At 67.0% G+C, this 24,165-nt stretch carries 24 protein-coding genes; 17 read left to right on the top strand and 7 right to left on the bottom strand.

Translation table 11 applies throughout. The annotated features are described in order from the left end of the window. Positions 1-73: 73 nt before the first annotated feature. A complete protein-coding gene (msrB, locus tag ACCQ09_RS18865) occupies positions 74-538 on the bottom strand; it encodes a peptide-methionine (R)-S-oxide reductase MsrB (RefSeq protein ID WP_040941869.1) in 465 nt (154 codons plus the stop codon). Positions 539-840: 302 nt separating this feature from the next. Between msrB and ACCQ09_RS18860 the strand changes: the two genes are divergently transcribed. Further along, entirely contained in the window at positions 841-1,269 is a 429-nt protein-coding gene (locus ACCQ09_RS18860; RefSeq protein WP_029217169.1) for a superantigen-like protein SSL4, read from the top strand. Between the two features lie 397 nt (positions 1,270-1,666). Here the strand turns inward: ACCQ09_RS18860 and ACCQ09_RS18855 are convergent, their stop codons facing one another. Beyond that, entirely contained in the window at positions 1,667-2,146 is a 480-nt protein-coding gene (locus ACCQ09_RS18855) for an Lrp/AsnC ligand binding domain-containing protein (RefSeq protein ID WP_005992148.1), read from the bottom strand. Positions 2,147-2,296: 150 nt separating this feature from the next. Between ACCQ09_RS18855 and ACCQ09_RS18850 the strand changes: the two genes are divergently transcribed. Together ACCQ09_RS18850 and alr are read left to right on the top strand one after the other, a co-directional pair. Beyond that, a complete protein-coding gene (locus ACCQ09_RS18850; RefSeq protein WP_012439337.1) occupies positions 2,297-3,586 on the top strand; it encodes a D-amino acid dehydrogenase in 1,290 nt (429 codons plus the stop codon). Continuing rightward, complete coding sequence (gene alr / locus ACCQ09_RS18845) at positions 3,586-4,668, top strand: alanine racemase (protein WP_011038730.1); 1,083 nt, start codon at positions 3,586-3,588, stop codon at positions 4,666-4,668. Before ACCQ09_RS18850 ends, alr begins: the two co-directional genes overlap by 1 nt. 152 nt (positions 4,669-4,820) lie before the next feature. Here the strand turns inward: alr and ACCQ09_RS18840 are convergent, their stop codons facing one another. Beyond that, positions 4,821-5,402, bottom strand: coding sequence for a DUF3016 domain-containing protein (locus ACCQ09_RS18840; RefSeq protein ID WP_040941868.1), 582 nt, complete (start codon positions 5,400-5,402; stop codon positions 4,821-4,823). 245 nt (positions 5,403-5,647) lie between these two features. On the opposite strand from ACCQ09_RS18840, the gene ACCQ09_RS18835 reads away from it, so the two are divergent. The 5 genes from ACCQ09_RS18835 (at position 5,648) to ACCQ09_RS18815 (ending at position 10,380) form a co-directional block, all read left to right on the top strand. Then, positions 5,648-6,094, top strand: a complete 447-nt coding sequence (locus ACCQ09_RS18835; protein WP_014506489.1) for a hypothetical protein — start codon at positions 5,648-5,650, stop codon at positions 6,092-6,094. Next, on the top strand, positions 6,081-6,371 hold the full coding sequence (locus ACCQ09_RS18830) for a hypothetical protein (protein ID WP_012439333.1): 291 nt from the start codon (positions 6,081-6,083) through the stop codon (positions 6,369-6,371). Before ACCQ09_RS18835 ends, ACCQ09_RS18830 begins: the two co-directional genes overlap by 14 nt. A gap of 104 nt (positions 6,372-6,475) precedes the next feature. After that, the gene (locus tag ACCQ09_RS18825) at positions 6,476-8,509 is read left to right on the top strand and encodes a PAS domain-containing hybrid sensor histidine kinase/response regulator (RefSeq protein WP_162808678.1); all 2,034 of its coding nucleotides are present in this window, start codon (positions 6,476-6,478) and stop codon (positions 8,507-8,509) included. Positions 8,510-8,648: 139 nt separating this feature from the next. Further along, complete coding sequence (locus tag ACCQ09_RS18820) at positions 8,649-8,957, top strand: DUF3247 family protein (RefSeq protein WP_012439331.1); 309 nt, start codon at positions 8,649-8,651, stop codon at positions 8,955-8,957. Between the two features lie 88 nt (positions 8,958-9,045). Next, entirely contained in the window at positions 9,046-10,380 is a 1,335-nt protein-coding gene (locus ACCQ09_RS18815; RefSeq protein WP_040941867.1) for a PQQ-dependent sugar dehydrogenase, read from the top strand. A 62-nt stretch (positions 10,381-10,442) separates the two neighbouring features. On the opposite strand, the gene ACCQ09_RS18810 is transcribed toward ACCQ09_RS18815, so the two are convergent. Next, complete coding sequence (locus tag ACCQ09_RS18810; RefSeq protein ID WP_075286194.1) at positions 10,443-10,703, bottom strand: hypothetical protein; 261 nt, start codon at positions 10,701-10,703, stop codon at positions 10,443-10,445. A 147-nt stretch (positions 10,704-10,850) separates the two neighbouring features. Between ACCQ09_RS18810 and ACCQ09_RS18805 the strand changes: the two genes are divergently transcribed. From ACCQ09_RS18805 to ACCQ09_RS18795, 3 genes are read left to right on the top strand one after another with little or no spacing between them, the layout of a single operon-like run. Next, complete coding sequence (locus ACCQ09_RS18805) at positions 10,851-11,918, top strand: class I SAM-dependent methyltransferase (RefSeq protein ID WP_011038722.1); 1,068 nt, start codon at positions 10,851-10,853, stop codon at positions 11,916-11,918. Then, positions 11,915-12,628 carry a pseudouridine synthase gene (locus tag ACCQ09_RS18800; RefSeq protein WP_040941865.1) on the top strand — a complete coding sequence of 238 codons (714 nt, stop codon included), beginning with the start codon at positions 11,915-11,917 and terminating at the stop codon, positions 12,626-12,628. Before ACCQ09_RS18805 ends, ACCQ09_RS18800 begins: the two co-directional genes overlap by 4 nt. Continuing rightward, complete coding sequence (locus ACCQ09_RS18795; RefSeq protein WP_040941864.1) at positions 12,625-13,302, top strand: HAD family hydrolase; 678 nt, start codon at positions 12,625-12,627, stop codon at positions 13,300-13,302. The genes ACCQ09_RS18800 and ACCQ09_RS18795 overlap by 4 nt, the downstream gene beginning before the upstream one ends. A gap of 204 nt (positions 13,303-13,506) precedes the next feature. Here ACCQ09_RS18795 and ACCQ09_RS18790 read toward each other — a convergent pair whose 3' ends face one another. Further along, the gene (locus ACCQ09_RS18790; protein WP_040941863.1) at positions 13,507-14,313 is read right to left on the bottom strand and encodes an SDR family oxidoreductase; all 807 of its coding nucleotides are present in this window, start codon (positions 14,311-14,313) and stop codon (positions 13,507-13,509) included. A gap of 247 nt (positions 14,314-14,560) precedes the next feature. On the opposite strand from ACCQ09_RS18790, the gene ACCQ09_RS18785 reads away from it, so the two are divergent. Next, on the top strand, positions 14,561-17,164 hold the full coding sequence (locus ACCQ09_RS18785; protein ID WP_080640295.1) for a TonB-dependent receptor: 2,604 nt from the start codon (positions 14,561-14,563) through the stop codon (positions 17,162-17,164). Beyond that, on the top strand, positions 17,164-18,597 hold the full coding sequence (locus tag ACCQ09_RS18780) for a CehA/McbA family metallohydrolase domain-containing protein (protein WP_040941861.1): 1,434 nt from the start codon (positions 17,164-17,166) through the stop codon (positions 18,595-18,597). The genes ACCQ09_RS18785 and ACCQ09_RS18780 overlap by 1 nt, the downstream gene beginning before the upstream one ends. A 126-nt stretch (positions 18,598-18,723) precedes the next feature. Here ACCQ09_RS18780 and ACCQ09_RS18775 read toward each other — a convergent pair whose 3' ends face one another. Further along, positions 18,724-19,284, bottom strand: coding sequence for a DUF1415 domain-containing protein (locus tag ACCQ09_RS18775; RefSeq protein ID WP_016945140.1), 561 nt, complete (start codon positions 19,282-19,284; stop codon positions 18,724-18,726). Positions 19,285-19,453: 169 nt separating this feature from the next. Beyond that, positions 19,454-19,939 (bottom strand): YajQ family cyclic di-GMP-binding protein, encoded by a 486-nt coding sequence (locus ACCQ09_RS18770; RefSeq protein WP_011038715.1) that lies wholly within the window; start codon positions 19,937-19,939, stop codon positions 19,454-19,456. Between the two features lie 260 nt (positions 19,940-20,199). Between ACCQ09_RS18770 and ACCQ09_RS18765 the strand changes: the two genes are divergently transcribed. From ACCQ09_RS18765 to ACCQ09_RS18750, 4 genes are all read left to right on the top strand, one after another. Then, positions 20,200-21,108 carry a DMT family transporter gene (locus tag ACCQ09_RS18765; protein WP_011038714.1) on the top strand — a complete coding sequence of 303 codons (909 nt, stop codon included), beginning with the start codon at positions 20,200-20,202 and terminating at the stop codon, positions 21,106-21,108. Between the two features lie 188 nt (positions 21,109-21,296). Continuing rightward, complete coding sequence (locus tag ACCQ09_RS18760; protein ID WP_070691693.1) at positions 21,297-22,304, top strand: methionine ABC transporter ATP-binding protein; 1,008 nt, start codon at positions 21,297-21,299, stop codon at positions 22,302-22,304. A gap of 2 nt (positions 22,305-22,306) precedes the next feature. Next, positions 22,307-22,999 (top strand): methionine ABC transporter permease, encoded by a 693-nt coding sequence (locus ACCQ09_RS18755; RefSeq protein WP_029217164.1) that lies wholly within the window; start codon positions 22,307-22,309, stop codon positions 22,997-22,999. Positions 23,000-23,200: 201 nt separating this feature from the next. Then, positions 23,201-24,001 carry a MetQ/NlpA family ABC transporter substrate-binding protein gene (locus ACCQ09_RS18750; RefSeq protein ID WP_011038711.1) on the top strand — a complete coding sequence of 267 codons (801 nt, stop codon included), beginning with the start codon at positions 23,201-23,203 and terminating at the stop codon, positions 23,999-24,001. Positions 24,002-24,165: the final 164 nt, after the last annotated feature.

Raw genomic sequence — 24,165 nt, 5'->3', positions numbered from 1 at the left:
TCCTGTCGAATCAGGCTGCCGCAGCGCCGGTTGACGCTGCAGGACTGTCAGGACCGGTGCGCCGCCGCGCGCATCAGGCCGGTTGGGTCTCGGCGCCTGCGCGCTGCAGCGGATTGGGCAGCGGCTGGCCGTCTTTGGTGAACGCCAAGGAGACCGAATTGAGGCAGTGGCGCTCGCCGGTGGGCGGCGGACCGTCGGGAAACACGTGGCCCAGGTGGCTGTCGCAGCGCGCGCAGACGATTTCGGTGCGGACCATGCCGTAGCTGGTATCGCGGATCTCGCGCACATGCGCCGGGTCGTAGGGCGCAAAGAAGCTGGGCCAACCGGTGCCGGAATCGAACTTGGCATTGGAACGGAACAGCGGCAGCCCGCACAGGCGGCAGGTGTAGACCCCGTCGAGCTTGTTGTCCAGGAACACACCGCAGAACGGGGCCTCGGTGCCGTGGTGCAACAGCACGCGCTGCTCCTCGTCGCTGAGCCCGGCAATCAGGGCATCGCGCTGGGCGGGGGAGGGCGGGGTGAGGTCGAACTGGCTCATGGGGCTCTCGCATGCGCTCGCTGGCGGGGTGCCGGCGCCTGCCCCTGTGATGTGGGCAGTGCGCGCTAGGTTCAACCGCTGGGGCGAAGCCGACCGGCGCGATGGTCGTCACTGGAGGAGCGCAATGAATGCTGTGCGCCCGCGTCGGTACCGATGCCCGGGGATCCTGCGTGGAGGAGCGCTGCGTTTTCGCATGGCGCCGACGTCGCCGAAGCGTTCAGGGCCCGGCGGGGTCCGTGCATTGCCGCCGCGCGCCGGCGGCCCCATTGATTGCCTATCTCTCATGCAACGTGGTGCCCGACATGACGATCTCTTCCTCAGCGCGCGGCCTGGTGCTGTGTGGCCTGCTGGCTGCCGCCGGCACGGTACTGGCGCAGTCGGCCACCACCACGCGCTCGTCCAACACCCTGCAGCCCATCACCACGCCCACGCCGGTGCAGCCCACGGTCGCGCCGCCGCGCCCGGTACAGCCAACCCCCACGATGACGCCGGTGCCGTCGCAGTTGGGCCAGCGCCCCAACGCCCCGACCATCCCGACCCGCGGACCGGCACAGACGCCGGTGGCCCCGGCCGGCAGCCAGGTGCCGGCCAGCACGCCGATGGTCTACGACCGCAACGGGCGTTTGCTGCAAGGCATGCAGCCGGCCGGCCCCAACCGCGTGCTGGACACCAAGACCGGCCGCTACTACGACGCATTACCAGCCGGCGACGGCATGCGCGTGGTGCGCTGAGAGCGCTGTGCGGGCCGCCGCGTGCTGAAGCACGCGGCGGCGGTGTGGCCATGCAGTTCGCAGCTCGCAGTGCTTTTAGCGGCGAACTTGTTTAGCGGCGAACTTGCGCAAAGCTGCGCAAAACTCAATGGCGATTCGGCAGGTGGAAGGCAGTCTCGGCAGGTTTGCGGCAACCGACCAACGTCCGCCAGCTTCGACTACGCCGGTAGTTCCACTTCGCCATCAGTCGGCCAGAAGCCCTTAGTCACACCATCCCGTCAAGCATTGCGACCCCGCGGGGCATCTGCGCAACTCGGCCGCTAACCCGCTAACCCGCTAACCCGCTAACCCGCTAACCGGACCGGTCACGGTCAACCGCGAATCCCGATTCCCCAATCCCGATTCCCGACTTCCATTCCTACCCCTCAATCGGCAACGCCAGCGTCTCCTTCACCTCTTCCATTACGATATAGCTCTTGGATTCGCGCACGTGCGGCAGGGTCAGCAAGGTGCTGCCTAGCAACTTGCGGTACGAGGCCATCTCGCTGATGCGGGCCTTGAGCAAATAATCGAAATCCCCCGAGACCAGATGGCACTCCAGCACGTTGGGCAGCTTGAGCGCGGCGCGGCGGAATTCTTCGAAGATGTCGCCGGATTTGTAGGCCAGGCTGATCTCCACGAACACCAGCAGGCTGGCCTTGAGGTAGTGCGGATCCAAGCGCGCGTAATAGCCGGTGATGGCGCCGTCGCGCTCCAGCCGGCGCACGCGCTCGGTGCAGGGCGTAGTGGACAAACCCACCCGTTCGCCCAGTTCGGTAAAGGAAATCCGGCCCTCCTGCTGCAGGATGCGCAGGATCTTGCGGTCGATCTTGTCCAGCTCACGCGCGCGGGTGGCCATGGGGTCTGTGTCCAGGCGGATTTGACAGGAAGTTTCGCTGCGAAGCGGTGCTGATTCCAGAAATAGCACTGCCTGGCTCGCAATATACTGCGTCTAAACGTCTCCCTCGGCACCTGGTTCTGGGGGAATGCTCTCTTTGAGGAGAACGACATGCGGGTGCTCATTCTCGGTAGCGGCGTCATCGGCACCACCACCGCCTGGTATCTGGCGCAGTCCGGCTGCGAGGTCACCGTGGTGGACCGGCAACCGGCTTCCGGGCTGGAAACCAGCTACGCCAACGCCGGCCAGCTCTCCTTCGGCTACACCTCGCCGTGGGCCGCCCCCGGCGTGCCGGGCAAGGCGGTGAAGTGGCTGTTCGAACAGCATGCCCCACTGTCGATCCGCCCCACCCGCGACCTGCGCCAGCTGGCCTGGCTCAGCCAGATGCTGCGCAACTGCACCGCCGAACGCTACGCGGTGAACAAGGCGCGCATGGTGCGTTTGTCCGATTACAGCCGTGACTGCCTCAATGAACTGCGTGCCAGCACCGGGCTGGAATTCGAAGGCCGCCAGCTCGGCACCACGCAGCTGTTCCGCACCCAGCAACAGCTGGACGCGGCCGCGCAGGACATCGAGGTGCTGGCGCAGTACGGCGTGCCCTACGAGCTGCTATCCCCGGCGCAGATCGCCCAGTACGAGCCCGGCCTGGCCGGCGGTGGCGCGCAGATGGCCGGCGCGCTGCACCTGCCCGAAGACCAGACCGGCGACTGCCGGCTGTTCACCCAGCGCCTGGCCGACCTAGCCACGCAGGCCGGCGTGCAATTCCGCTATGGGCAGCAGATCGAGCGCCTGGAGCATGCCGGCGGCGAAATCACCGGCGTGCAGATCGACGGCCGCCTGGTCACCGCTGACCGCTATGTGCTGGCACTGGGCAGCTACTCGGCCGATCTGCTGCTGTCGCTGGGCCTGCATCTGCCGGTGTACCCGCTCAAGGGCTATTCGCTGACCATCCCGATCGTGGACGCGCAACGCGCGCCGACCTCCACGGTGCTGGACGAGAGCTACAAGATCGCGCTGACCCGCTTCGATGAGCGCATCCGCGTCGGGGGCATGGCCGAGGTGGCCGGCTTCGACCTGTCGTTGAATCCGCGCCGCCGCGCCACTCTGGAAATGGTGGTCAACGACCTGTTCCCCGGTGCCGGCGATCTGGCCCAGGCCGAGTTCTGGACCGGCCTGCGCCCGGCCACGCCGGACGGCACCCCGGTGGTGGGCGCCACGCCGTACGCCAACCTGTTCCTCAACACCGGCCACGGCACGCTGGGCTGGACCATGGCCTGCGGCTCCGGCCGCTACCTGGCCGACCTGATGCAGGGCCGCACGCCCGAGATCGATACCGAAGGCCTGGACGTGTTCCGTTATCTGTCCACGCGCAGCACGCGCCCGCACCGGGAGGCCGCGTAGTGCGTCCTGCACAAGCGTTGATCGACCTGGACGCGTTGCGTCACAACTACCGCCTGGCCCGGCAACTGGGTGGCGGCAAGGCACTGGCAGTGGTCAAGGCCGACGCCTACGGCCACGGCGCGGTGCGCTGTGCGCAGGCGCTGGAACCGGAGGCCGACGGCTTTGCGGTGGCCTGCATCGAAGAAGCGCTGGAGCTGCGCCAGGCCGGCGTGCGCGCGCCGATCCTGCTGCTGGAAGGTTTTTTCGAGCATGACGAGCTGGCGCTGATTGCCGAACACGATCTATGGACGGTGGTCGCCACGCCCTGGCAGGTGCGCGCGCTGGCCGAGTTCCGCAGCCCGCGCCCTTTGCGGGTGTGGTTGAAGCTGGACAGCGGCATGCATCGGCTCGGCCTGTCGCCGGAAGATTTTCGCGCCGCATGGCTGCATTTGCGCGGCTTGCCGCAGATCGACTCGCTGGTGCTGATGACGCATCTGGCACAGGCCGACGAGCTGGAGTGCAGCCGCACCGACGAACAGGCCGTGGCGTTCGCGCTGACCTGCGGCGGCATGCGCGCGGAAACCAGCCTGCGCAATTCGCCCGGCCTGCTCGGCTGGCCAGCGCTGCGCAACGATTGGTCACGCCCGGGGCTGATGCTGTACGGCGCCAACCCGTTCCCGCAGCCGAGCGAGCTCACCGCGCAACTGCGCCCGGTGATGACGGTGCGCTCGCGCATCATCAGCGTGCGCGACCTGCCGGCCGGCGAGCCGGTTGGCTATGGCGCGCGCTTCGTTGCCGAACGGCCCACGCGCGTGGGCGTGGTGGCGATGGGCTATGCCGACGGCTACCCGCAGTTCGCGCCCAACGGCACGCCGGTGCTGGTGGATGGCAAGGTGTGCCCGCTGATCGGCCGTGTGTCGATGGACATGCTCACCGTGGATCTCACCGAGCATCCGCACGCCGATGTGGGAACGCCCGTGCAGCTGTGGGGCGACGCGCCGCAGGTGAGCACGTTGGCCGCGCAGTGCAATGTCAGTGCATACCAGCTGCTGTGTGGACTCAAGCGCGTTCCGCGTCACTACAGCACCCCTGCACACGCGTAACGCCGCTGCGCGCTAACAACACTGCTTCGCAGGCTTGAGCTGTAGGGCGTGGCGCAGTGGATGCCCAGATCAACACGAACGCAACAACGGCGCCCTGAGGCGCCGTTGTCTGTTCCAGCATGGCGTGCGTGTCGCGCTTTGCGCGTGCTGCATCAGCGCTGCGCGGTATTTCGATCACGATCGCCGCGGAACTGCTTGCGCACCCAGTCGTCGATCATCGCTTTTTCAAAGCGCAGCGGGTCGGTGTCGTTCACGCGCGGGCCGCTCATCAGGAACGCCGAATCCACCAGCTTGCGTTCGCCCTGGTCGATCACCGCGCCACTGGCATCGGTCAACGTGTATTCGAAGCTCATGCGCGGCGGGTAGATGTCCTTGACCACGCGCACGTCCTGCATGCGTGGGCCATGCCATGGCTCGTACTGGCCGGCGCGGCGGATATCGGTGATGGTCACGCTGAGGCGTTGGCCGTCCGGCAGCTGCCGCTCGGCGCTGCGCTGGAAATAGGTGGCCAGCTGGGTCACCCAATCGCCACGCTGCGCTTCCCAGCGGTTGCCGCTGTAGCGGATATCGGAGAACTGCGCCGGGTCGGTCCAGCGCACCTGCACCGGGCCATCGTTGGACAGGGCGCGCGGGGCATCCGGATCGGTCACGTTGCGCACCCCGGCGGTGGCCCCGGTGCTGGCAAGCAGGCCGGCGAGCAGCAGGCTCGCGCTGGACACAAGCAAACGTTTCATGGAAAGCCTCCAGAAGAGATGGCCGGCAACGCCGGGCACAGGATCAGTGTGGGGCCGCCCTGCACGCCCCGCAACGCACGCTGCGCCTGGGGCTCGCATCGCGTTGCCGCCCGGTTAATGCAGGTGGCCGCGGTGCTGACGGGGGGTTCACCACGCCTGCGCTTCCGCTTCACGGCCCAGCCCGGAAGATCGCTGCCATGGACACCTACCCCCGCACAAAATCAGCCTCCTCGGCGCCGGCACACATGCCGTCGGACGTGCGACTGCAGTTCATCGATTGGGCAAAGCAGCATGGCCACAATCCGGCCACCGGCGCTGCCGCCTTCGTGGCCCTGCAGAGCGATCTCGACCTGGACATGGCCACCCGCAGCATGCCGTTGGAACCGGGTGCCGACGCCCGCGAAGCACTGCGCGAGCATCTGGCCGCGCTGGCGCGCCAGGTTGATGTGGCCGTGCAGTTTCCACCCGTGTACGCCTACACCTCGGCCACCGGCGCGGAGTACCGCTACTCGCTGATGCTGGTCATCGCCGAGGATTGCGTGGAGTGGACCGGGCGCGTCTGGCAGGGCCTGGACTACCAGGGAATGCTGACCGGCCGCGGCCAGGGCCCGCGCGCCAATTACACCCAGCTCGCACGCATGGCGCTGGAGCGCGAACTCGACCAGGAGCGGCCGCGTTATGTCCAGTCCTGATCTGGAACTCATCCTGCCGCAAGGGGCGCATGTCGCCGATGCGGACGACAGCTTCAGCCAGCAATGCCGCGACGAATGCGCCCGGCTCGGTCTGTCGCGGGTGCGCCTGCTGCTGCTGGACGCCGACTACGCGCGTTCGGGCCTGTGGCGCGAAGAGGCGCAGCGCTGGGTGGACGAGCAACTGCGGCGCGAAGGTGAATGGGCATTTCGCGGGTTGGTGGCCGGCATCATGCTGCTGAGCGCAGGCATCGTGGCGGTGGCCGCACTGCTCTGGTAGCAGGGCGGCAGGCTGGGCGATCCTGCGGCGTGCGAGCGCGGTGTGCACCCGCCGACGACATCGGACATGGTTTCATCCGCTCGTCATCCGCCCTGGCATCACCCGTGGACCCTGATTTGAGCACTTCAGCCCTCAGCCCCGAATCGATCGTCGCCGCATCGGCGCCCGTCGCAGAGCCGACGCTGGATTCGGGCATGTACCGCGAAATCTTCGACAACGTGGACGCTGGTTTCTGCATCATCGACATGGTGTTTGAAGGCAACCGGCCCACCGATTACATCTTCCGTGTCACCAACGAGGCATTCCAGCGCTACACCGGCCTGTCCGAGGTCGCCAATGTCTCGATGCGCAGCCTGCGCGCCGATCATGAGCAGGAATGGTTCGACCGCTACGGGCATGTGGCGCTAACCGGCAACCGCATCCACTTTGAAATGCAGGCCAAGGCGCTGAACCGCTGGTACTCGGTGGACGCGTTTCGGGTGGGGCCGCCGGAGCTCAAGCGGGTGGCCGTGCTGTTCATGGACATCACCGAGCGCAAGCGCGTGGAGCGCGAGTTGGCTGAGAGCGAGGCGCGCTTCAGCGCGCTGGCCGACGGCCTGCCGATGCCGGTCTGGGTGCTCGATGCGCAAGGCGTGGTGCGTTTCGTCAATAGCGCCTATGGCGAATTTTTCGGCGTGGATATTTCCAGCGGCACCGTGTCGGCCTGGAGCGAACTGCTGCATCCGGAAGACGTGCCGGTGTTCCAGTTTGAACTGGCGGCCTCGCTGGAAGAACAGCGTGGCCTGCACGCGCTGGTGCGTGCGCGCCGGCACGACGGCCAGTGGCGTTGGATCGAGATGACCGCCACTCCGCGTTATTCGGCTGACGGCCGTTTCATTGGCCTGGCGGGCAGCAGCCCGGACGTGACCGAACAGCGCGAAATCGCCCTGGCGCGTGAGCAACTGCTCGAATCCGAGCGCAGTGCCCGCAACGAGGCCGAAAGCATGGCGCGGCTCAAGGACGAGTTCCTGGCCACCTTGTCGCACGAGTTGCGCACGCCGCTCACCACCATCCTGGGCTGGAGCGAGCTGCTGTTGCAGCGGGTCGAAGAGGGCCACCCGAACTACAAGGGCCTGTCGGTCATCGCCAGCAGCGCCCGCGCGCAAAAGCGCCTGATCTCCGACATGCTCGACCTCAGCAGCATGCTGCTGGGCAAGGTGCAGCTGGAAGTGGAATCGCTGGATCTGGCCGAGCAGGTGCGCGAAGCCCTGGGCGCGCAGGAGCCGGTGGCCGAGGGTAAGGATCAGGTCCTGCAGCTGCATGTGCCGCCCACGCCGTGTCTGGTGCTGGGCGATGCCACGCGGCTGCAGCAGGTGTTCTGGAATCTGTTGTCCAACGCGATCAAGTTCACGCCCGCGCACGGCCGCATCGATGTGACCGTGGAGCACGACGACGGCCACTTCATCGTTTCGGTGCGCGATTCCGGCGACGGCATCGCTTCGGAATTCCTGCCGCATCTGTTCGGCCGGTTCCGCCAGGCCGACGCCACCACCACCCGCCAGCACGGCGGCCTGGGCCTGGGCCTGGCCATCGTGCAGCAGCTGGTGGAAATGCACGGCGGCCAGGTCGGTGCCACCAGCGGCGGGCGCGGCAAGGGGGCCACCTTCACCGTGCGCCTGCCCGAGCATCAGCCCGACCAGGCCAAGCGGCCGCGGCGTGAACTGCGGCGGCGGCTGATGTCCGAACAGATCGTGGAAGCGCGTGCGCTCAACGGCCTGCGCTTGCTGGCGGTGGAAGACCAGCCGGACATGCTCGACTATCTGCGCCGCCTGCTGGAAGAGCAGGGCGCCGAAGTGGTGACCGCCGGCAGCGCCACCGATGCGTTGGCCCTGATCGACCACCGCGGCTATGCGCGCTTCGATCTGATGCTCACCGACATCGGCATGCCGGGCATGGACGGCTACGGGCTGATCCGCACCGTGCGCGAAAACATGGGCCTGGATGCGACCGCATTGCCGGCGGTGGCGGTCACTGCGTTGGCACGCGACGACGATCGCCAGCGCGCGCTGGCCTCCGGCTTTCAGGAACATCTGGCCAAGCCGTATAGCGTGGCGCAGTTGGTGACCGCGGTGCGCGCCGCGCGCGAACCGGCCGAATGATGCAGTGCGCGTGATGCGATGCGATGCGGCGGGGTTGCCGCATCGCATCGCATTTCGGCGACCAGGCCACTCGGTGTGTTTGCTGCGTCGTTCACGGCCGATGGCCTAGCGTGCGGGCTCCCCTTTCGGAGATCGCGCGATGCCCAAATACGCCCCCCATGTCTATACCGAACAGGCGCAGATCGCCACGCTGGAGCATTGGGTGAAGCTGCTCGACGGGCAGGAACGCGTGCGCATCGAGCTGGACGACGGCAGCATGATTGCCGGCACCGTGGCGGTGCGTCCCACCATCCAGACCTATCGCGACGAACAGGAACGCGAAGGCAGCAATGGCCAGCTGCGCATCGACCATCTGGATGCCTCGCAGGAGCCGCAATGGATCTGGATGGATCGCATCGTGGCGGTGCATCCGATGCCGCTGGGCGCCGACCCGCAAGTCATGCCCTGACAGGCGGCCTTTACAGGGTGTTTACTTCTCGCAGGCGCGTCACCGGCATCATGCCCGACTGTCGCAACTGTTCAGGATTCCGCCCGCAATGAATGCTCCCGTCTTGAAGCTCGCCCGTTGGCCGCTGCCGCTGCTGACCGCCGCCGTACTCGCCGCCTGCGGCGATACCGCCACGCTTGAGATCGCACAGGGCACCGGGCCGAATCCGCAATTGCCCGAACCGGTGAAACGGCTGATCCCCACCGTCAAGGTGGCGCCGGTCAAGCGCTGGGCCGCCAACGCCAAACCGATTGCCGCCGATGATTTGCAGGTCAATGCGTTCGCGCGTGATCTGGATCACCCGCGCTGGGTGTATGTGCTGCCCAATGGCGACGTGCTGGTGGCCGAAACCGCCGAACCGCCCAAGCCCGACGATGCCGGCGGCGGTGGCCTGCGCAAGAAAGTGCAGGGCGCGATGATGAAGAAAGCCGGCGCGGTGGTGCCCAGCGCCAACCGCATCACCTTGCTGCGCGATGCCGATGGCGACGGTGTGGCAGAAGTGCGCACGCAGTTCATCAGCGGCCTGTTTTCGCCGTTCGGCATGGCGCTGGTGGGCGATCGTTTCTACGTCGCCAATGCCGATGCGCTGGTGAGTTTTCCGTACGCGCCCGGTGACACCCACATCACCGCCAAGCCGACCTTCGTGGCCAATCTGCCGGGCGGCCTCAACCATCACTGGACCAAGTCGCTGCTGGCCAGCGCCGATGGCAGCAAGCTGTATGTGGGCGTGGGTTCAAACAGCAACGTGGCAGAGAACGGCATGGAGGCCGAGCTCAATCGCGCCGCCATCCTGGAGATCGACCCGGCCACCGGCAGCAGCCGCGTGTTCGCCAGCGGCCTGCGCAACCCGGTCGGCACCGCCTGGGAGCCGCAGAGTCAATCCTTATGGGTGGTGGTCAACGAGCGCGATGAAATCGGCAGCGATCTGGTGCCCGATTACCTCACCTCGGTGCGCGATGGCGGCTTCTACGGCTGGCCGTACAGCTACTACGGGCAGCACGTGGACGAACGCGTGCTGCCGCAAAATGCCGAGCTGGTGGCCAAGGCGATCAAGCCGGATTATGCGCTGGGCCCGCACACTGCCTCGCTGGGGCTGAGTTTTGCCAGCGGTAGTTTGTTGCCACAGCGTTTCCGCCAGGGCGCCTTCATCGGCCAGCACGGCTCGTGGAATCGCGACCCGCCCAGCGGCTACAAGGTCATCTTCGTGCCGTTTGCCAACGGCAAACCCGCCGGTAACCCGATTACGGTGCTGGATGGCTTCCTGGATGCCGAAGGCAATGCCCAGGGCCGGCCGGTCGGGGTGACGCCGGACAATAGCGGCGCGCTGCTGGTGGCGGATGATGTGGGCAACGTGATCTGGCGGGTGACACCAAAAACGCGCTGAGGCTGGCGCGGCACAAAAAAACCGGGCAGTGCCCGGTTTTCTGATGCGCGTGCGGTGGGCCGCTAGCGCGGTGCTTCCGGAGAGGCATTGAAGCGGCGAGCGTAGTCGCGTTCTTCGCTGATCCGGGCGACTTCCTCATCGGCCATTTCCGGCGCGCCATACACGGCGTAGGCCACGCTGCCGTCGTCGCGTTCACCGACCTGATGCAGCCGGTAGCGGGGCCGCCCGGCGCCGGTGTTTTCCGGGTAATGCATCGGTGGCGGGGTGTCGTCCAGGTCCATCTCGCTGTTGTCTACAACTCCACCTACGAACAGGGCTCGCATTGCGTATCTCCGGTGTGGGCTTAGCTGCAGCCTAGGTCGGTGGATGTTGCGTGCGCATCAATGCCCCGTATAGGCGCCGCAACGAGCGCGGCAGGCAGCCCGCACCGGTCCCTTACAATGGGGGCCTGTTCCTGACCCGATGATCCGATGGCTGGCCCGCACGATGCTCCGCTTCAAGCCCTGTTCCTGCCGTTCGCGCAAGGGGTGCTGTCCTGGCCACAAGGCCCGGTGCTGTTCCTGCGCGCGCGCGATGGCTGGCCGCTGCGCGAGCATGCCGTGGCCGAGGCGCTGACCTGCGAACAAAGCTTCCGCCCGTTCGCCGAGGCGCTGGAGCGCAGCGGCTGGCAGGTGCGCGAGGAAACCGAGATCGAGGCCGACACCACCCGCTATGCGATGGTGCTGGTGCTGCCGCCCCGCCAGCGCGAAGAGGCCCGCGCCCTGTTTGCGCGTGCGGTGGCGCTGACCGCCCGCGGCGGCTGCGTGGTGGCCTGCCAATCCAACAACGAGGGTGCGCGCTCGGGCGAGGCCGATTTGCGCCAGCTCACCGGCCTGGCCGGCAGCCTCACCAAGCATCACTGCCGCACGTACTGGAGCGGCCCGCTGCCGGGCAGTACCGATGCGGCCTTGCAGGCGCGCTGGGCGGCACTGGATGCGCCGCGCAAGATCCTGGACGGGCGCTTCGTCAGCCGCCCGGGCGTGTTCGCCTGGGACCGCATCGACCCGGCGTCGGCGTTGCTGGTCGAGCATCTGCCAACCACCCTGGCCGGCCATGGCGCCGATCTGGGTGCCGGCTTCGGCTATCTCTCCGCCGAAGTGCTGGCGCGGTGCCCCAAGGTCACCGCACTGGATGTCTACGAAGCCGAAGCGCGTGCGCTGAACCTGGCGCGGCGCAACCTGCAAGGCAGCGCGCATCCGGCGCAGCTGCACTATCACTGGCGCGATGTCACCGCCGGGCTGGTCGCGCAATACGACTTCATTGTCAGCAACCCGCCGTTCCACACGCCCTCGCGCGCCGACCGGCCGGACATCGGGCAACGCTTCATCGCGGTGGCCGCGCAGGCGTTGCGCCCGGGCGGGCAACTGTTGCTGGTGGCCAACCGACATCTGCCCTATGAGCAGGTGCTCAACGACAGCTTCGGCCAGGTCCGCGTGGCGGCCGAGCGCGATGGCTTCAAGCTTATCGCCGCCGTGCGCGGGCGAGGAGCGCGCGCATGAAGCTGGTCAAGCACATTGCCAATCTCGGCTATGGCAGCCGCAAGCAGGTGACGCAGCTGTTCCGGCAGGGCGCCATCACCGATGCGGCCGGCGAGGTGTTGTACGCCGACGATCAGGTGGACCACGCCGCGATCCGCATCGATGGCGAGCCACTGGATCCGCCGCCCGGCTTCAGCGTGCTGCTGCACAAACCCAGCGGCTACACCTGCTCGACCAAGGACACCGGCCGGCTCATCTATGAGCTGCTGCCACCGCGCTTTCGCCTGCGTGCGCCGGTGCTGGCGCCGGTGGGGCGGCTGGACCGCGAGACAAGCGGCATGTTGCTGATGACCGACGACGGCGCGCTGCTGCACCGGATCATTTCGCCCAAATCCGCGTTGGACAAGGTCTACGACGTTACCTTGGCCGAGGACCTGCGCGGCGATGAGGCAGCCTTGTTCGCCAGCGGGACGCTGCTGCTGGAAGGCGAAACCAAGCCGCTGCTGCCGGCCGAGCTGGAGGTGCTGGGCGCACGTCAGGCGCGGCTGACCCTGCATGAAGGCCGCTACCACCAGGTGCGCCGCATGTTCGCCGCGGCCGGCAACCACGTGGTGGCGCTGCACCGCAGCCGCATCGGCGGGCTGTCGCTGGACGGACTGGACGCCGGGCAATGGCGCACGGTGGGGCCGGAGGATCTGGACGTGTTGTTCGGGCGCGGTGACGCCGCATGAGCGCCACCACGCCGCTGCCGTTCTGGCCGCAAGCGGTGATCTTCGACATGGATGGCCTGATGCTCGACAGCGAGCGCGCCATTACCGCCTGCCTGGCACAGGCCGCCGACGAGCATGGGCTGCAGATCGAGCCCGCATTCTGGTTGCGCATGGTCGGCACCGGTGATGCCGCGTGCCGGCGCCTGCTTGGCGAGCGCATCGGCACCACGGCCATGGAGCACGTGCTGGCGCGCTGCCAAGGCTTGTACGACGCCGCGGTCAGCGCGGGCATTGCGCATCGACCCGGCATCATTGCGCTGCTGGAGTTCCTCGGCGCGCACGGCATGCCGCGTGCGGTGGCCACCTCCACCCAGCGCCCGCTCGCGTTGCGCAAGCTGGCTGCCTCCGATCTGTTGTGGCGTTTCGATGCGGTGTGCACCGCCAGCGATGTCGCGCACCCCAAGCCGGCGCCGGATATCTACCTGCTGGCCGCGCGCACGCTGGGCGTGAACCCTGCGCAGTGCCTGGTGCTGGAAGATTCACCCACCGGCGTGCGTGCTGCACTCGCTGCGGGCATGGCCCCGATCCAGGTGCCGGACCTGCTCGCGCCCGATGCCGAGGTGCGTGCGCTCGGCCATCGCATCGTTGCCTCGTTGATGGATGCGCAAACGTTGCTGGAAGCGCGGCTGGCCTGAGATGGTACGGGTGGTGGCAATCGCGCCATGGCCTCAACGTTCGTCATCGCTGCGTAGTTGCGCGCGCGATGTTTGCTCTAGTGCAGGTGGTGATATGTCGCAGCGATTGGTTGATTCGCAATGCCTAGTCACCGCTGCGTGCGCTGCAGCGGATACGCAACCAACCTGTGTCTAGATAAAACTCGCCGCACAGACGATGCCGCCTCAGACGTACTGCATCTTGCGCGACATGCCGCCGTCGACAATGAAGTCCTGCCCGGTCACAAAGCCCGACAGCTGCGGGGCCAGCAGATATACCGCCAATTGCGCGATGTCCTCCGGCGTGCCGACGCGGCCAACCGGATGCTGGGCATGATCGCGCCGCGAGAGCTTGGGTGCGCGTCGGCGCGCCGGTGCACGCCAGGCATCGGTGGTGATCCAGCCGGGGCTGATGCTGTTGACGCGCACCTGCGGGCCTTCGCTCAGCGCCAGCGCATGCGTCATCGCCACCAGGCCACCTTTGGCGGCGGCATACGCTTCGCTATGGGGTTCGGATTGCCAGGCGCGCGTGGAGGCGATGTTGACGATGGCGCCGCCATCGGCCGCTTTTGCGAGCGCGGGCAGGGCATGCTTGCTGCACAGGAACGCGCCATGTAGGCTCGAGAGCCGGCGCTGCCATTCCTGCCATTCCAGTTGCGCCAGCGCGGCGATATGCGGGTCGGGAACGCCGGCATTATTGACCAGGCCGTCGAGTCGCCCGAAACGTTCGAGCGCGGTGTCGACCAGGCGCGCGGCATGTGGTTCGCGCGCGGCGTCGGCACGCACGAAGGCGCTGCGGCGCGGCAGTGCCCAGTCCTGCAGGCAGGCCTTGCCCGCATCGGCATCCAGATCGCCAATCACCACGCTGCCGCCGGCACCGAGCACGGCCTGCGCAATGCCGCGGCCAATGCCTTGCGCACCGCCGGTGATGATCACCACGCGGTCCTGCAACGGAGCGGGATTCCAGGCGGAAACAGCGGGAACCAGAGCCATGGCGTGCGATTGCGTCAGCGAACGGGAATTCCACTGTAACCGTTGCGATGTCAGCGCCACAGCAAGATGCGGTGCGCTTGTGGCCGCTTTGCACACCTCGCGCATGTCATCAGCATTTCATACGAATTTCTTTTCATGGCGCGCGCCGACATGGCCGCCAGGGAGCGGTCCGGCTCCTCCCCCATCGGAAAACCTCATGACCTTTGCTCCCGTGCATCTTGCGCGTCGTCCTCGCCATGCCGTGCTGATGCTCGCCGTCACTGCCGCGCTCACCTCCGCCACCGTGCAGGCACAACAGGCCGGCGCTGCGTCCACGCAGACCACCGAGCTGGATCGCGTGCAGGTGCTGGGCAGCTACGCGTCCAGCCTGGAGCGCGCGCTCAATGACAAACGCTATGCGCCCAGCGTGATCGATTCGATCGAAGCCGAAGACATCGGCAAGTTGCCTGCGCAGAACGTGGCCGAAGCACTGCAACGCCTGCCGGGTGTGACGATCGAACGTGATCGCGGCGAAGGCGTGTATGTGCGCGTGCGCGGCCTGGGGCCGAATTTTCAGGTCACCACGCTCAATGGGCAGACCATGGCGGTGAACGAGAATGTGCGCAATTCCGGGCAGACCGGCCGCCAGTTCCGCTTCGACACCTTGCCGGCCGAACTGGTCTCGGGCCTGGAAGTGATCAAGAGCCCGACCGCCGCGCTGGATGAAGGCGCCATCGGCGGCGTGGTCAACGTCAAGACCTTTCGCCCGCTGCAATTGGGTAATGCAGAGGCGCATCTGTCGGCCGAACTCAGCCACCCGCAGCTGGCCGACGAGAACGACCCGCGCGTGTCCGGCCTATACAACTGGGTCAATGCCGACAAGACCCTGGGTGTGCTGTTCGCCGCCGCCTACGCCGAGCGCAGCCTGCGCCAGGACCGCGTCAACGAGACCTACTGGGAGCACTACGCCGATGGCATCGACGGCAACGGCGATGGCATTGCCGATACCGGCGCCATCTACGCGCCCTCGGCCATCCGCCCGACACTGGAACTGGAGCAGCGCAAGCGGATCGGCGTGGCCAGCTCGATCCAGTTCGCGCCCAGCGAGTCCCTGGAATTCAACCTTGACCTGTTCTACGCGCGCCAGCAGGTGGACTACGACGAGTTCGCGATCGGCACCGGCTGGGAGCCGCGCAACATGCGCAATCTCAGCATCGCCGGCAATGCGGTCACCGCGTTCGATTACCAGAACGGCCAGGTGCAGCTCTCGCGCGAAACCTCCGGCATGACCGACGAAAACCGCAGCGTGCGTTTCAGCGGTGCCTGGCAGGGCGATGCATGGAAGCTGCAGGGCACCGGCTTCGTGTCGCGTGCGCACAGCTGGAACGATGCACCGATCCGCCGCACCCGTCTGCGCACCGGCACCACCGTCGATCAGCGCGTGGTGTTCCCCACCGCCTCCGGCAACAATCTGCCGCAGTGGTCCTTCACCGATGGCTATGACCCGACCGATCCGGCGCAGACGCCGGGCCGCCGGCTGGAGTGGCGCATCATCGACGCGGTGGACCACGAGCGCGCATTGCAATTCGATGCCGACCGCATGCTGGAAGGCGGCGTGTTCAGTGCGCTCAAGCTGGGCGCCAAATACCGCACCCGCGAGCGCCGCTATGACCGCACCGACCTGGTCAACAACAGCATCGCCGGCCGGCGCTTTGATGCCAGCTATTTCTACCCCTCATTGCCGGTGAGCGACATGCTGGACGGTGGCAACGGGCAGCTGCCGCGGCAGTGGCTGGCACCGCGCGAAGCGCCGTTCTGGGGTGACTGGCCGACTGCGGCGGATCTGGCCAATAGCCCCACCAGCGAAGACTTGCAAAATTCCTACCGCGTGCTCGAAGACATCAGCTCGGCGTATGCGATGCTGGAATTCTCCACGCCACTGGGCGGGCGCGATGTGCGCGGCAATGTCGGTGTCCGCGGCGTGCATACCCAACAACGCACCGAAGGCCACGCCAATCTAGACGGCGCCGCACAACCGGTGGTGTTCGAGCGCAGCTACAACGATGTGCTGCCATCCTTGAACGTGGCCTACGACCTGCGCCCGACCATGGTGCTGCGCGGCGCCGCGGCCAAGGTGATCACCCGTCCGGATCTCACCGATCTGTCTTCCAAGCTCACCTTCAACTCCAGCGGCGAAGTGCTCACCGCCAGCGGCGGCAACCCGAACCTGGAGCCGTTCGAGGCACTGCAGTACGACCTCACCTTCGAGTGGTACACCTCGCCGTCGTCGGCGCTGGTGGCCGGCGTGTTCTACAAGGACATCAGCCGGTTCGTGCAGACCCAATTCTCCAACCTGGACTACCAGGGCCGCCGCTATCTGCTCTCGTCCAAGGTCAACGGTGGCAAAGCCAAGGTACAGGGCGTGGAGCTGGCCTGGCAGCAGGTCTTCACCGGCTTGCCGGCACCGTTCGATGGCCTGGGCATGCAGGCCAACTACACCTGGACCGACAGCGAAGCCAACTACGTGGACGGAGACACCACCTTCCAGGATGCGTTGGAAGGTGTGGCCAAGAACAGCTACAACCTGGTCGGTTTCTACGAGAAGGGGCCGCTGTCGGTGCGGCTGAGTTACAGCTGGCGCGACGACATCGTCAACTCGGTGGGCACCGCCGATATCGCCACCAACAACACCCGCGCCTACGGCACGCTGGACGGCAATATTTCCTGGCAGATCACCCCGGCGCTGGCCGTGTTCGCCAATGCCATCAACCTGACCGGTGAGGTGCAGCACATGTATGTCGGCGACCACCTGTTCTCCGGCTATACCGACTACGGGCGCACCTACTCGCTCGGCCTGCGGGCGAACTTCTGATGCGCACGCTGCAGACCCTCGCAGCGGCCGTGTGCCTGTTGCTGAGCAGCGCGGCGCCGGCGGCGCAGTTAGAGGTTGATACCGCGCCGCCTGCTGCCACCGACCAGGACGCCGCGCCACGCCAGTGGCTGGCCGGCGACCATCATGTGCATAGCGAGTGGAGCGTGACCTGGGACCGGTCCACGACGCCGCCCACGCCGATCCGCGGCGGTGATTCACCGTACACGCGCAGCCGCAATGCGCAGCAGGCCGCCGCCAACGGGCTTGCGTGGATGGTGCATACCGATCACGGCGGCCCTGGCCATTCGCGGGTGACCCGCACCCAGGCCTGGCCAGCGCTGCAGCAGGCCAGGCGCGCGGTGCCGGCGCTGATCCAGTTCCACGGGATGGAATTCGATGTGCCGGCGGCCGAGCATGCGTCGCTGATCATCGCACCGGGTGCCGACGAGCAAGCGCAGCTGGAGCGGCTGGAGCGCGACTACAACCGCGCCGAACTGCTGGACGGCAGCCTCCGCGATACCGAGCCGGCGATGCTGGCAGCGCTGCACGCCATGCAGGCGATGCAGCCGCAGCCGCTGCTGATCGTCAACCATCCTTCGCGCACAGCAACAGCGCCCGGGGTCTGGGGCAAGGTCACTCCGGCGGAGTTGCGTGCATGGCAGGACGCCGCGCCGCAGGTGGTGATCGGCATGGAAGGCGCACCCGGGCACCAGGCCGACACCGCGCATCGTGGGCTGTATCGCAATGCCGGCGCGCCGACGTTGGGTGGCTTCGACCAGATGACCGCACAGGTGGGCGGCGTGTGGGACAGCTTGCTGGCCGAAGGCCGTCATTTCTGGATCACCGCGACCTCAGATTCGCACCGCAACTGGCGTGATGGCGGTGCGGAATTCGACCCGGGCGAATACAGCAAGACCTATGTGTGGGCGCACCGCGATCCGGCCGACATCCTGCGCGCGTTGCGGGCCGGGCAGAGTTTTGCGGTGACCGGCGATCTGATCGATGCACTGGAGTTGCATGTGGAGTCGGTTGCGGCCGATGGCGGTGTTCGCGCGCACGCCGGGATGGGCGGCACGCTGCAGGCTGTAGCAGGTGCGACGCTGCAAGTGCGCGTGCGCATGCACGAACCGCAGCAGCCGAACCGCCACGGCCAGCGCCCGCAGGTGGCGCAGCTGGAGGTCATCACCGGTGGCGCGCAGCGTGGCGGCGGTGTGCGCATGCAGGTGCATCGCATTGCGCGTGCGGCGTTGCTGTCGCAGGACGGTTGGCTGAGCGCGCAGGTGGACCTGCCGGAGTTGGCCGGTGGTGGCTTCGTGCGCGTGCGCGGCAGCAACACGGACGCACCCGTTCCGCAGCCGGATGGCGCCGGCGAAGATCCCTGGCAGGATCTGTGGTTCTATTCCAACCCGGTGTTCGTCACGCCGGCGCGGTGAGCTGCAGCGCGTGGCGATCTGGCCCTGCGAGCGCGCAGCTGTGACCAGGCGTGATTTGCGCGTGTCAGCACGCGGACGTGAAGCCTACGCCGCCCGCATGCAGGCGACGTGGCAATGCGCGGTGCCTCAGTGCGCGGTGCCGTGCAACACCCGCTCCCAGCCATCGCGGCCGAGGCGTTCGAGCGTTTCGATATTGCGCTCCACGATCACATCCGGGTCCGGGAAGGCGGCCACCGCGCGTTCCACGCTGTCTTCGCGCAACAGGTGCAGGGTGGGGAAGGGCGAGCGGTTGGTGAAGTTGGCCACGTCATCGGCTGCGGCGCCGGCAAACTGATAGTCCGGATGAAAACTGGCCACCTGCAGCACGCCCTGCAAATCCAGCGCCTCCACCGCCGCGTCGGCGTTGTCGAGGAAGTCGTTGTAGTCCAGGAAATCGGTGAGCACGTCCGGGTGCACGATCAGCGTGGTGTCGATCTGCTCGGCCGGCGTGTCGCGCAGCAGCAGCAGTTCCTCGGCCAGCTGTTCCAGCAGCGCTTCGGGCGTGCTCGCATCGCTGAGTACCAGCCGCACCTGTTCCTTGACGTAGACCGCCTTGGCGAACGGGCACAGGTTCAGGCCGATCACCGCGCGCTCGATCCACTGGCGGGTGGCGATCAGGGGATCGGTGGGGTCGGGTGTGGAGGTCATCGTGGCGGCAGCAGCGTGATGGCGCGCCAGTGTATGCGATCGGGCTTTGGGCACGCGCTGGGGGCGCGGATGACGGTTCGCTCTGCTGCTGCCAGCGGAGCGGGCGACGGCCATGGCGCGCCAGCCGCCCACTCACCATCGATGCGTCAGTCAGGCACTCAACCCCGCATCAATCGCGGAAGTTGTCGAACTGCAGCGGCAGCTCGAAGTCGGCCTTCTTCAACACTGCGATCGCGTCCTGCAGGTCGTCGCGCTTCTTGCCGGTGACGCGCAGCTTGTCGCCGTTGATCTGCGCTTCGACCTTGAGCTTGGCTTCCTTCAACTTGGCCACCAGCTGCTTGGCCTGCTTCTGCTCGATGCCCTGCTTGACGGTGACCTTCTGCCGCGCACCGGCCAGGTTGGTCTCCACATCGCCAAACTCCAGGCAGCGCACATCGATGCCACGGGCCAGCAGGCGCGCGCGCAGGATGTCAGTCATCTGCTTGACCTGGAAATCGCTGGGCGCGGACTGGTTGATCACCTTGCCATCTTCGAGCTCGAACTTGGCTTCCACGCCCTTGAAGTCGAAGCGGGTGTCCAGCTCGCGGTTGGCCTGATCCACCGCATTGGTCAGTTCGTGCTTGTCGACTTCGGAAATCACGTCGAAGGACGGCATGGCAATTCCTCTTCAAAAGATCGGCAGCCAGTTTAAGACCCACCCGCATGCGATGACAGGGGCAGCGTTGGCGCCTGCGCCGGTCGCGGCTGGCAGGGATGGGCGTGTGTGCGAATGCCAAGGACGTACATCGACGATGCAGCCCGCGCGCGCCTGCACGCGATTACGCCCACCCAGACCGCTGCGCAACGCCGGGCAGCGCAGGCGCTGCATGCACCGCGGCGGTCGCGAACCACCGTCTGCCCCGGCGATAATGCCGCATGTCTTTGACCGCGCCCGCTCCCCGTTCCCCGTTGCCTGCCATCGCCTGGATGGTGGCGGCAGTGGCGTGTTTTTCGCTGATGGATGCCGGCATGAAGCTGTTGTCGGCCAGCTACCCGCCCTTGCAGGTGACCTTGTTGCGTGGCGCGGCGTCGTTGCCGTTCGTGCTGGTGTGGGTGTTCGCCACCGCCGGGCCGCGCGCCATCATCCCGGTGCGCTGGGGCCTGCATCTGCTGCGCGGGGTGCTGGGCATGGTGATGATCGGCTGCTTCGTCTACGGGCTGAAGCGCATGCCGCTGTCCACCGCCTACACGCTGTATTTCGTCGCGCCGTTGCTGGTGGCCGCGCTATCGGTGCCGCTGCTGGGCGAACACGTCGGGCCGCGGCGCTGGACGGCCATTGCCATCGGCCTGGTGGGGGTGATCGTGGTGCTGCGGCCGGGCGTGAACGGGCTGATCTCCTTGCCGGGCCTGATGGTGCTGCTGGCGGCCACCGCCTATGCCATCGCCGCGATCACCGTGAGCTTGTTGACCCGTACCGACACCCCGCAGGCGATGGTGGTGTGGTTCCTGCTGTTCATGGCGATCGGCGCCGGCCTGCTGGCCGTCCCGGATTGGGTGCCGTTGCGCGCCGAGCACGCCTGGCTGATCGCCGGCATGGGCCTGGCCGGGGCGTTGGGGCAGGTGGCGCTGACCCAGGCCTTCATGCGGGGCGAGGCCTCGATGATCGCCCCGCTCGAATACACCGGGCTGGTCTGGGTGATCGGCTGGGACTGGCTGCTGTGGCAGACCCTGCCCGACGCGTGGACCTGGACCGGCGCCGGCATCATCGTCGCCAGCGGCCTGTATTTGTTGCGCCGGGAGCGGATCCGGCAGGCCGACAGGCCGCCGCCGTTGGATAGGCCGTAAATGGGGAATGGGGAATCGCAGAGGCCAGCGCAGTTGCCCTTGGCTCTTGCGATTCCCAATTCCCAATTCCCAATTCCCAATTCCCAATTCCCAATTCCCAATTCCCAATTCCCAACTTAGAACCGAATGGAATGACGCCCGTAAACATTGACTGGTAGGCTTCACGACCCCCCAATCGGTCCCGCGCGGTGATCCAGTTCCAGCGCCTGCACAAGTCCTACACCGTCGACGGTCGCCAGATCGTGGCGCTGCATCCGCTCGACCTGCGGATCGGCCCCGGTGAGGTGTTCGGCATCATCGGCCATTCCGGCGCCGGCAAGTCCACGCTGATCCGGCTGATCAACCGGCTGGAAGAGCCCACCGGCGGGCGCCTGTTGATTGGCGACGAAGACGTCACCGCGCTGGACAGCACCGGCCTGCGCGCGCTGCGGCGCCGGGTCGGGATGATCTTCCAGCACTTCAACCTGCTGTCTTCGCGCACGGTAGCCGGCAACGTGGCGTTCCCGCTGGAGCTGGCCGGCACGCCGCGCGCAGAGATCGATGCGCGCGTGGCCGAACTGCTGGCGCGGGTCGGCCTGGAGCAGCACGCCACCAAGTACCCGGCGCAGCTGTCGGGTGGGCAGAAGCAGCGCGTGGGTATTGCGCGGGCGCTGGCCACCCGCCCGCAGATCCTGTTGTGCGACGAAGCCACCAGCGCACTGGACCCGCAGACCACGTCCTCGGTGCTGCAGCTGCTGGCGCAGATCAACCGCGAGCTGGGCCTGACCATCGTGCTGATCACCCACGAGATGGAGGTGATCCGCCGCGTCTGCGACCGGGTTGCGGTGCTGGACGCCGGCAAGCTGGTCGAAACCGGCCCGGTGACGGAGGTGTTCCTGCATCCGCAGCACCCCACCACGCGCCGCTTCGTGTCCGAAGCCGAGCATGTGGACGAAGCCGAGCTGCACCGCGATTTCGAAGCGGTGGGCGGGCGCATCGTGCGGCTGACCTTCCTGGGCAACGGCACCTACGAGCCGGTCCTGGGCCGCATCGCCCGCGAGACCGGTGTGGACTACAACATCCTGTCCGGGCGCGTGGACCGCATCAAGGACACTCCCTATGGGCAGCTCACCGTTGCCCTGACCGGTGGTGACCAGAACGCGGCGCGTGCCGGGTTCGTGGCCGCCGGTGTGCATGTCGAGGACCTGCGCGTATGAACCTGCTGCCCATCGCCGCCGCGCCCGGCTTTTTTCGGAATCTCGATGCCGCCAAGTGGGGCGACATCGGCCAGGCCACGCTGGACACCTTGCTGATGCTGGCCGGCGCGCTGCCGTTGACCTTGCTGATCGGGCTGCCGCTGGGCGTGGCGCTGTTCCTGTGCGGGGCGCCGCAACTGCGCCGCCGGCCGGTGCTGTACGGCGCGCTGGCCGCAGTGATCAACCTGCTGCGCTCGGTGCCCTTCATCATCCTGATGATCGCGATGATCCCGCTCACGCTGATGCTGATGGGCACCTCGTTGGGCGTGCGCGGCGCGATCCTGCCGTTGGTGGTGGGCGCCGCGCCGTTCTATGCGCGGCTGGTGGAAACCGCCCTGCGCGAAGTGGACCGCGGCATCATCGAGGCCAGCCAGGCAATGGGCGCGACCACCCGGCAACTTGTCTGGCGCGTGCTGCTGCCCGAAGCGCGGCCCGGCCTGATCGCTGGCGCCACCGTCACCACCATCGCGCTGATCGGCTTCACCGCCATGGGCGGTGCAATCGGCTCCGGCGGCCTGGGTGATGTGGCCTACCGCGAAGGCTATCTGCGCTCGCATTCGGATGTCGCGCTGATCACCGTCATCGCATTGCTGGTGCTGGTGCAGTTGCTGCAGATGCTCGGCGACCGCCTGGTGGCGCGTTACAGCCGCCGTTGAAGCACGTGGCCTGCGGGCGGCGGCCGATGCCGTCGGCGGCCATCGCTGGCCCGCACGGGGCAGGGTGCGCCACCGCAGCCAGTGGGCGCGTGCGCTGCCGCAGTCCGGCAGGCCCGCGCCTGCATCGCCCCGGCGCGGGCGGTCTGCTAGGTTTGTCGTCTGCGGCGGCGCCGCGGTCCTCCTCCTCCCACGGATCCCTACATGAGCACATTTGCGTTTCGTTCCCTTCTGGCTGCCGCCACGCTAGCGCTGGCGTCCTGCGGCGGCGGTGGCAGCAGCGGCGGTGACACCCTCACCGTGGCCGCCACGGCGGTCCCGCATGCCGAAATCCTGGAAGTGGTCGAACCGCTGCTGGCCAAGGACGGCGTGAAGCTGGACGTGCGCGTGTTCAACGACTATGTGCAGCCCAATGACCAGGTCGTGCAGAAGCAGATCGACGTCAACTACTTCCAGACCGAGCCCTACCTGGACGCCTACAACCGCGACCGCAAGAGCCAGCTGGTGACCGTGGTGGGCGTGCATATCGAACCGTTCGGCGCGTACTCGCGGCGCTTCAAGTCGCTGGCCGACCTGCCCAGCGGCGCGGACGTGGTCATTCCCAACGACCCGAGCAACAACAGCCGCGCGCTGATCCTGCTCGACAAGGCCGGCGTGATCAAACTCAAGGATCCCAGCAACGCGTTGTCGTCGCAGCGCGACATCGTGGACAACCCCAAGCAGCTGAAATTCCGCGAGCTCGATTCGGCGATGCTGCCGCGCGTGCTGGACCAGGTGGATCTGGCCCTGATCAACACCAATTACGCGCTCGACGCCGGGCTCAATCCCACCCGCGATGCTCTGGCGATCGAAAGCAAGGACTCGCCGTACGTGAACTTCCTGGTCGCACGCGCCGACAACAAGGACGATCCGCGCGTGCAGAAGCTCGCCAAGGCACTGACCAGCCCGGAAGTGAAGGCTTTCATCGAGCAGAAGTACAAGGGCGCGGTGCTGCCGGCGTTCTGAAGTCAGGTGATGCGCGCGCCGTAACCGCACGTGCGGGCAGGGCGCGCGATGGCGATTGGCAGCATCGCGTCCGCAGCCTTGCGCGGCAGCGCCGCAGATAGCAGCCATCGCCTGGCAACCGGTTGCTGAGCGCCAAACGCAGCATGTTCGTTGCTTGAAGGTGT

Origin of the sequence: Xanthomonas sp. NCPPB 2586, from assembly GCF_041475775.2 — a bacterium.
Taxonomy (GTDB): Bacteria; Pseudomonadota; Gammaproteobacteria; order Xanthomonadales; family Xanthomonadaceae; genus Xanthomonas; species Xanthomonas campestris.
Note: the sequence above shows the minus strand (reverse complement) of the source record. Positions and strands in the feature narration are given on the sequence as shown.

Bases quoted from the DNA above. Each gene is read 5' to 3' on its own strand.
- msrB (WP_040941869.1), bottom strand. From the start codon at position 538: ATGAGCCAGTTCGACCTCACCCCGCCCTCCCCCGCCCAGCGCGATGCC.
- ACCQ09_RS18860 (WP_029217169.1), top strand. From the start codon at position 841: ATGACGATCTCTTCCTCAGCGCGCGGCCTGGTGCTGTGTGGCCTGCTG.
- ACCQ09_RS18855 (WP_005992148.1), bottom strand. From the start codon at position 2,146: ATGGCCACCCGCGCGCGTGAGCTGGACAAGATCGACCGCAAGATCCTG.
- ACCQ09_RS18850 (WP_012439337.1), top strand. From the start codon at position 2,297: ATGCGGGTGCTCATTCTCGGTAGCGGCGTCATCGGCACCACCACCGCC.
- ACCQ09_RS18840 (WP_040941868.1), bottom strand. From the start codon at position 5,402: ATGAAACGTTTGCTTGTGTCCAGCGCGAGCCTGCTGCTCGCCGGCCTG.
- ACCQ09_RS18835 (WP_014506489.1), top strand. From the start codon at position 5,648: ATGCCGTCGGACGTGCGACTGCAGTTCATCGATTGGGCAAAGCAGCAT.
- ACCQ09_RS18830 (WP_012439333.1), top strand. From the start codon at position 6,081: ATGTCCAGTCCTGATCTGGAACTCATCCTGCCGCAAGGGGCGCATGTC.
- ACCQ09_RS18820 (WP_012439331.1), top strand. From the start codon at position 8,649: ATGCCCAAATACGCCCCCCATGTCTATACCGAACAGGCGCAGATCGCC.
- ACCQ09_RS18815 (WP_040941867.1), top strand. From the start codon at position 9,046: ATGAATGCTCCCGTCTTGAAGCTCGCCCGTTGGCCGCTGCCGCTGCTG.
- ACCQ09_RS18810 (WP_075286194.1), bottom strand. From the start codon at position 10,703: ATGCGAGCCCTGTTCGTAGGTGGAGTTGTAGACAACAGCGAGATGGAC.
- ACCQ09_RS18805 (WP_011038722.1), top strand. From the start codon at position 10,851: ATGGCTGGCCCGCACGATGCTCCGCTTCAAGCCCTGTTCCTGCCGTTC.
- ACCQ09_RS18800 (WP_040941865.1), top strand. From the start codon at position 11,915: ATGAAGCTGGTCAAGCACATTGCCAATCTCGGCTATGGCAGCCGCAAG.
- ACCQ09_RS18795 (WP_040941864.1), top strand. From the start codon at position 12,625: ATGAGCGCCACCACGCCGCTGCCGTTCTGGCCGCAAGCGGTGATCTTC.
- ACCQ09_RS18790 (WP_040941863.1), bottom strand. From the start codon at position 14,313: ATGGCTCTGGTTCCCGCTGTTTCCGCCTGGAATCCCGCTCCGTTGCAG.
- ACCQ09_RS18785 (WP_080640295.1), top strand. From the start codon at position 14,561: ATGCTCGCCGTCACTGCCGCGCTCACCTCCGCCACCGTGCAGGCACAA.
- ACCQ09_RS18780 (WP_040941861.1), top strand. From the start codon at position 17,164: ATGCGCACGCTGCAGACCCTCGCAGCGGCCGTGTGCCTGTTGCTGAGC.
- ACCQ09_RS18775 (WP_016945140.1), bottom strand. From the start codon at position 19,284: ATGACCTCCACACCCGACCCCACCGATCCCCTGATCGCCACCCGCCAG.
- ACCQ09_RS18770 (WP_011038715.1), bottom strand. From the start codon at position 19,939: ATGCCGTCCTTCGACGTGATTTCCGAAGTCGACAAGCACGAACTGACC.
- ACCQ09_RS18765 (WP_011038714.1), top strand. From the start codon at position 20,200: ATGTCTTTGACCGCGCCCGCTCCCCGTTCCCCGTTGCCTGCCATCGCC.
- ACCQ09_RS18750 (WP_011038711.1), top strand. From the start codon at position 23,201: ATGAGCACATTTGCGTTTCGTTCCCTTCTGGCTGCCGCCACGCTAGCG.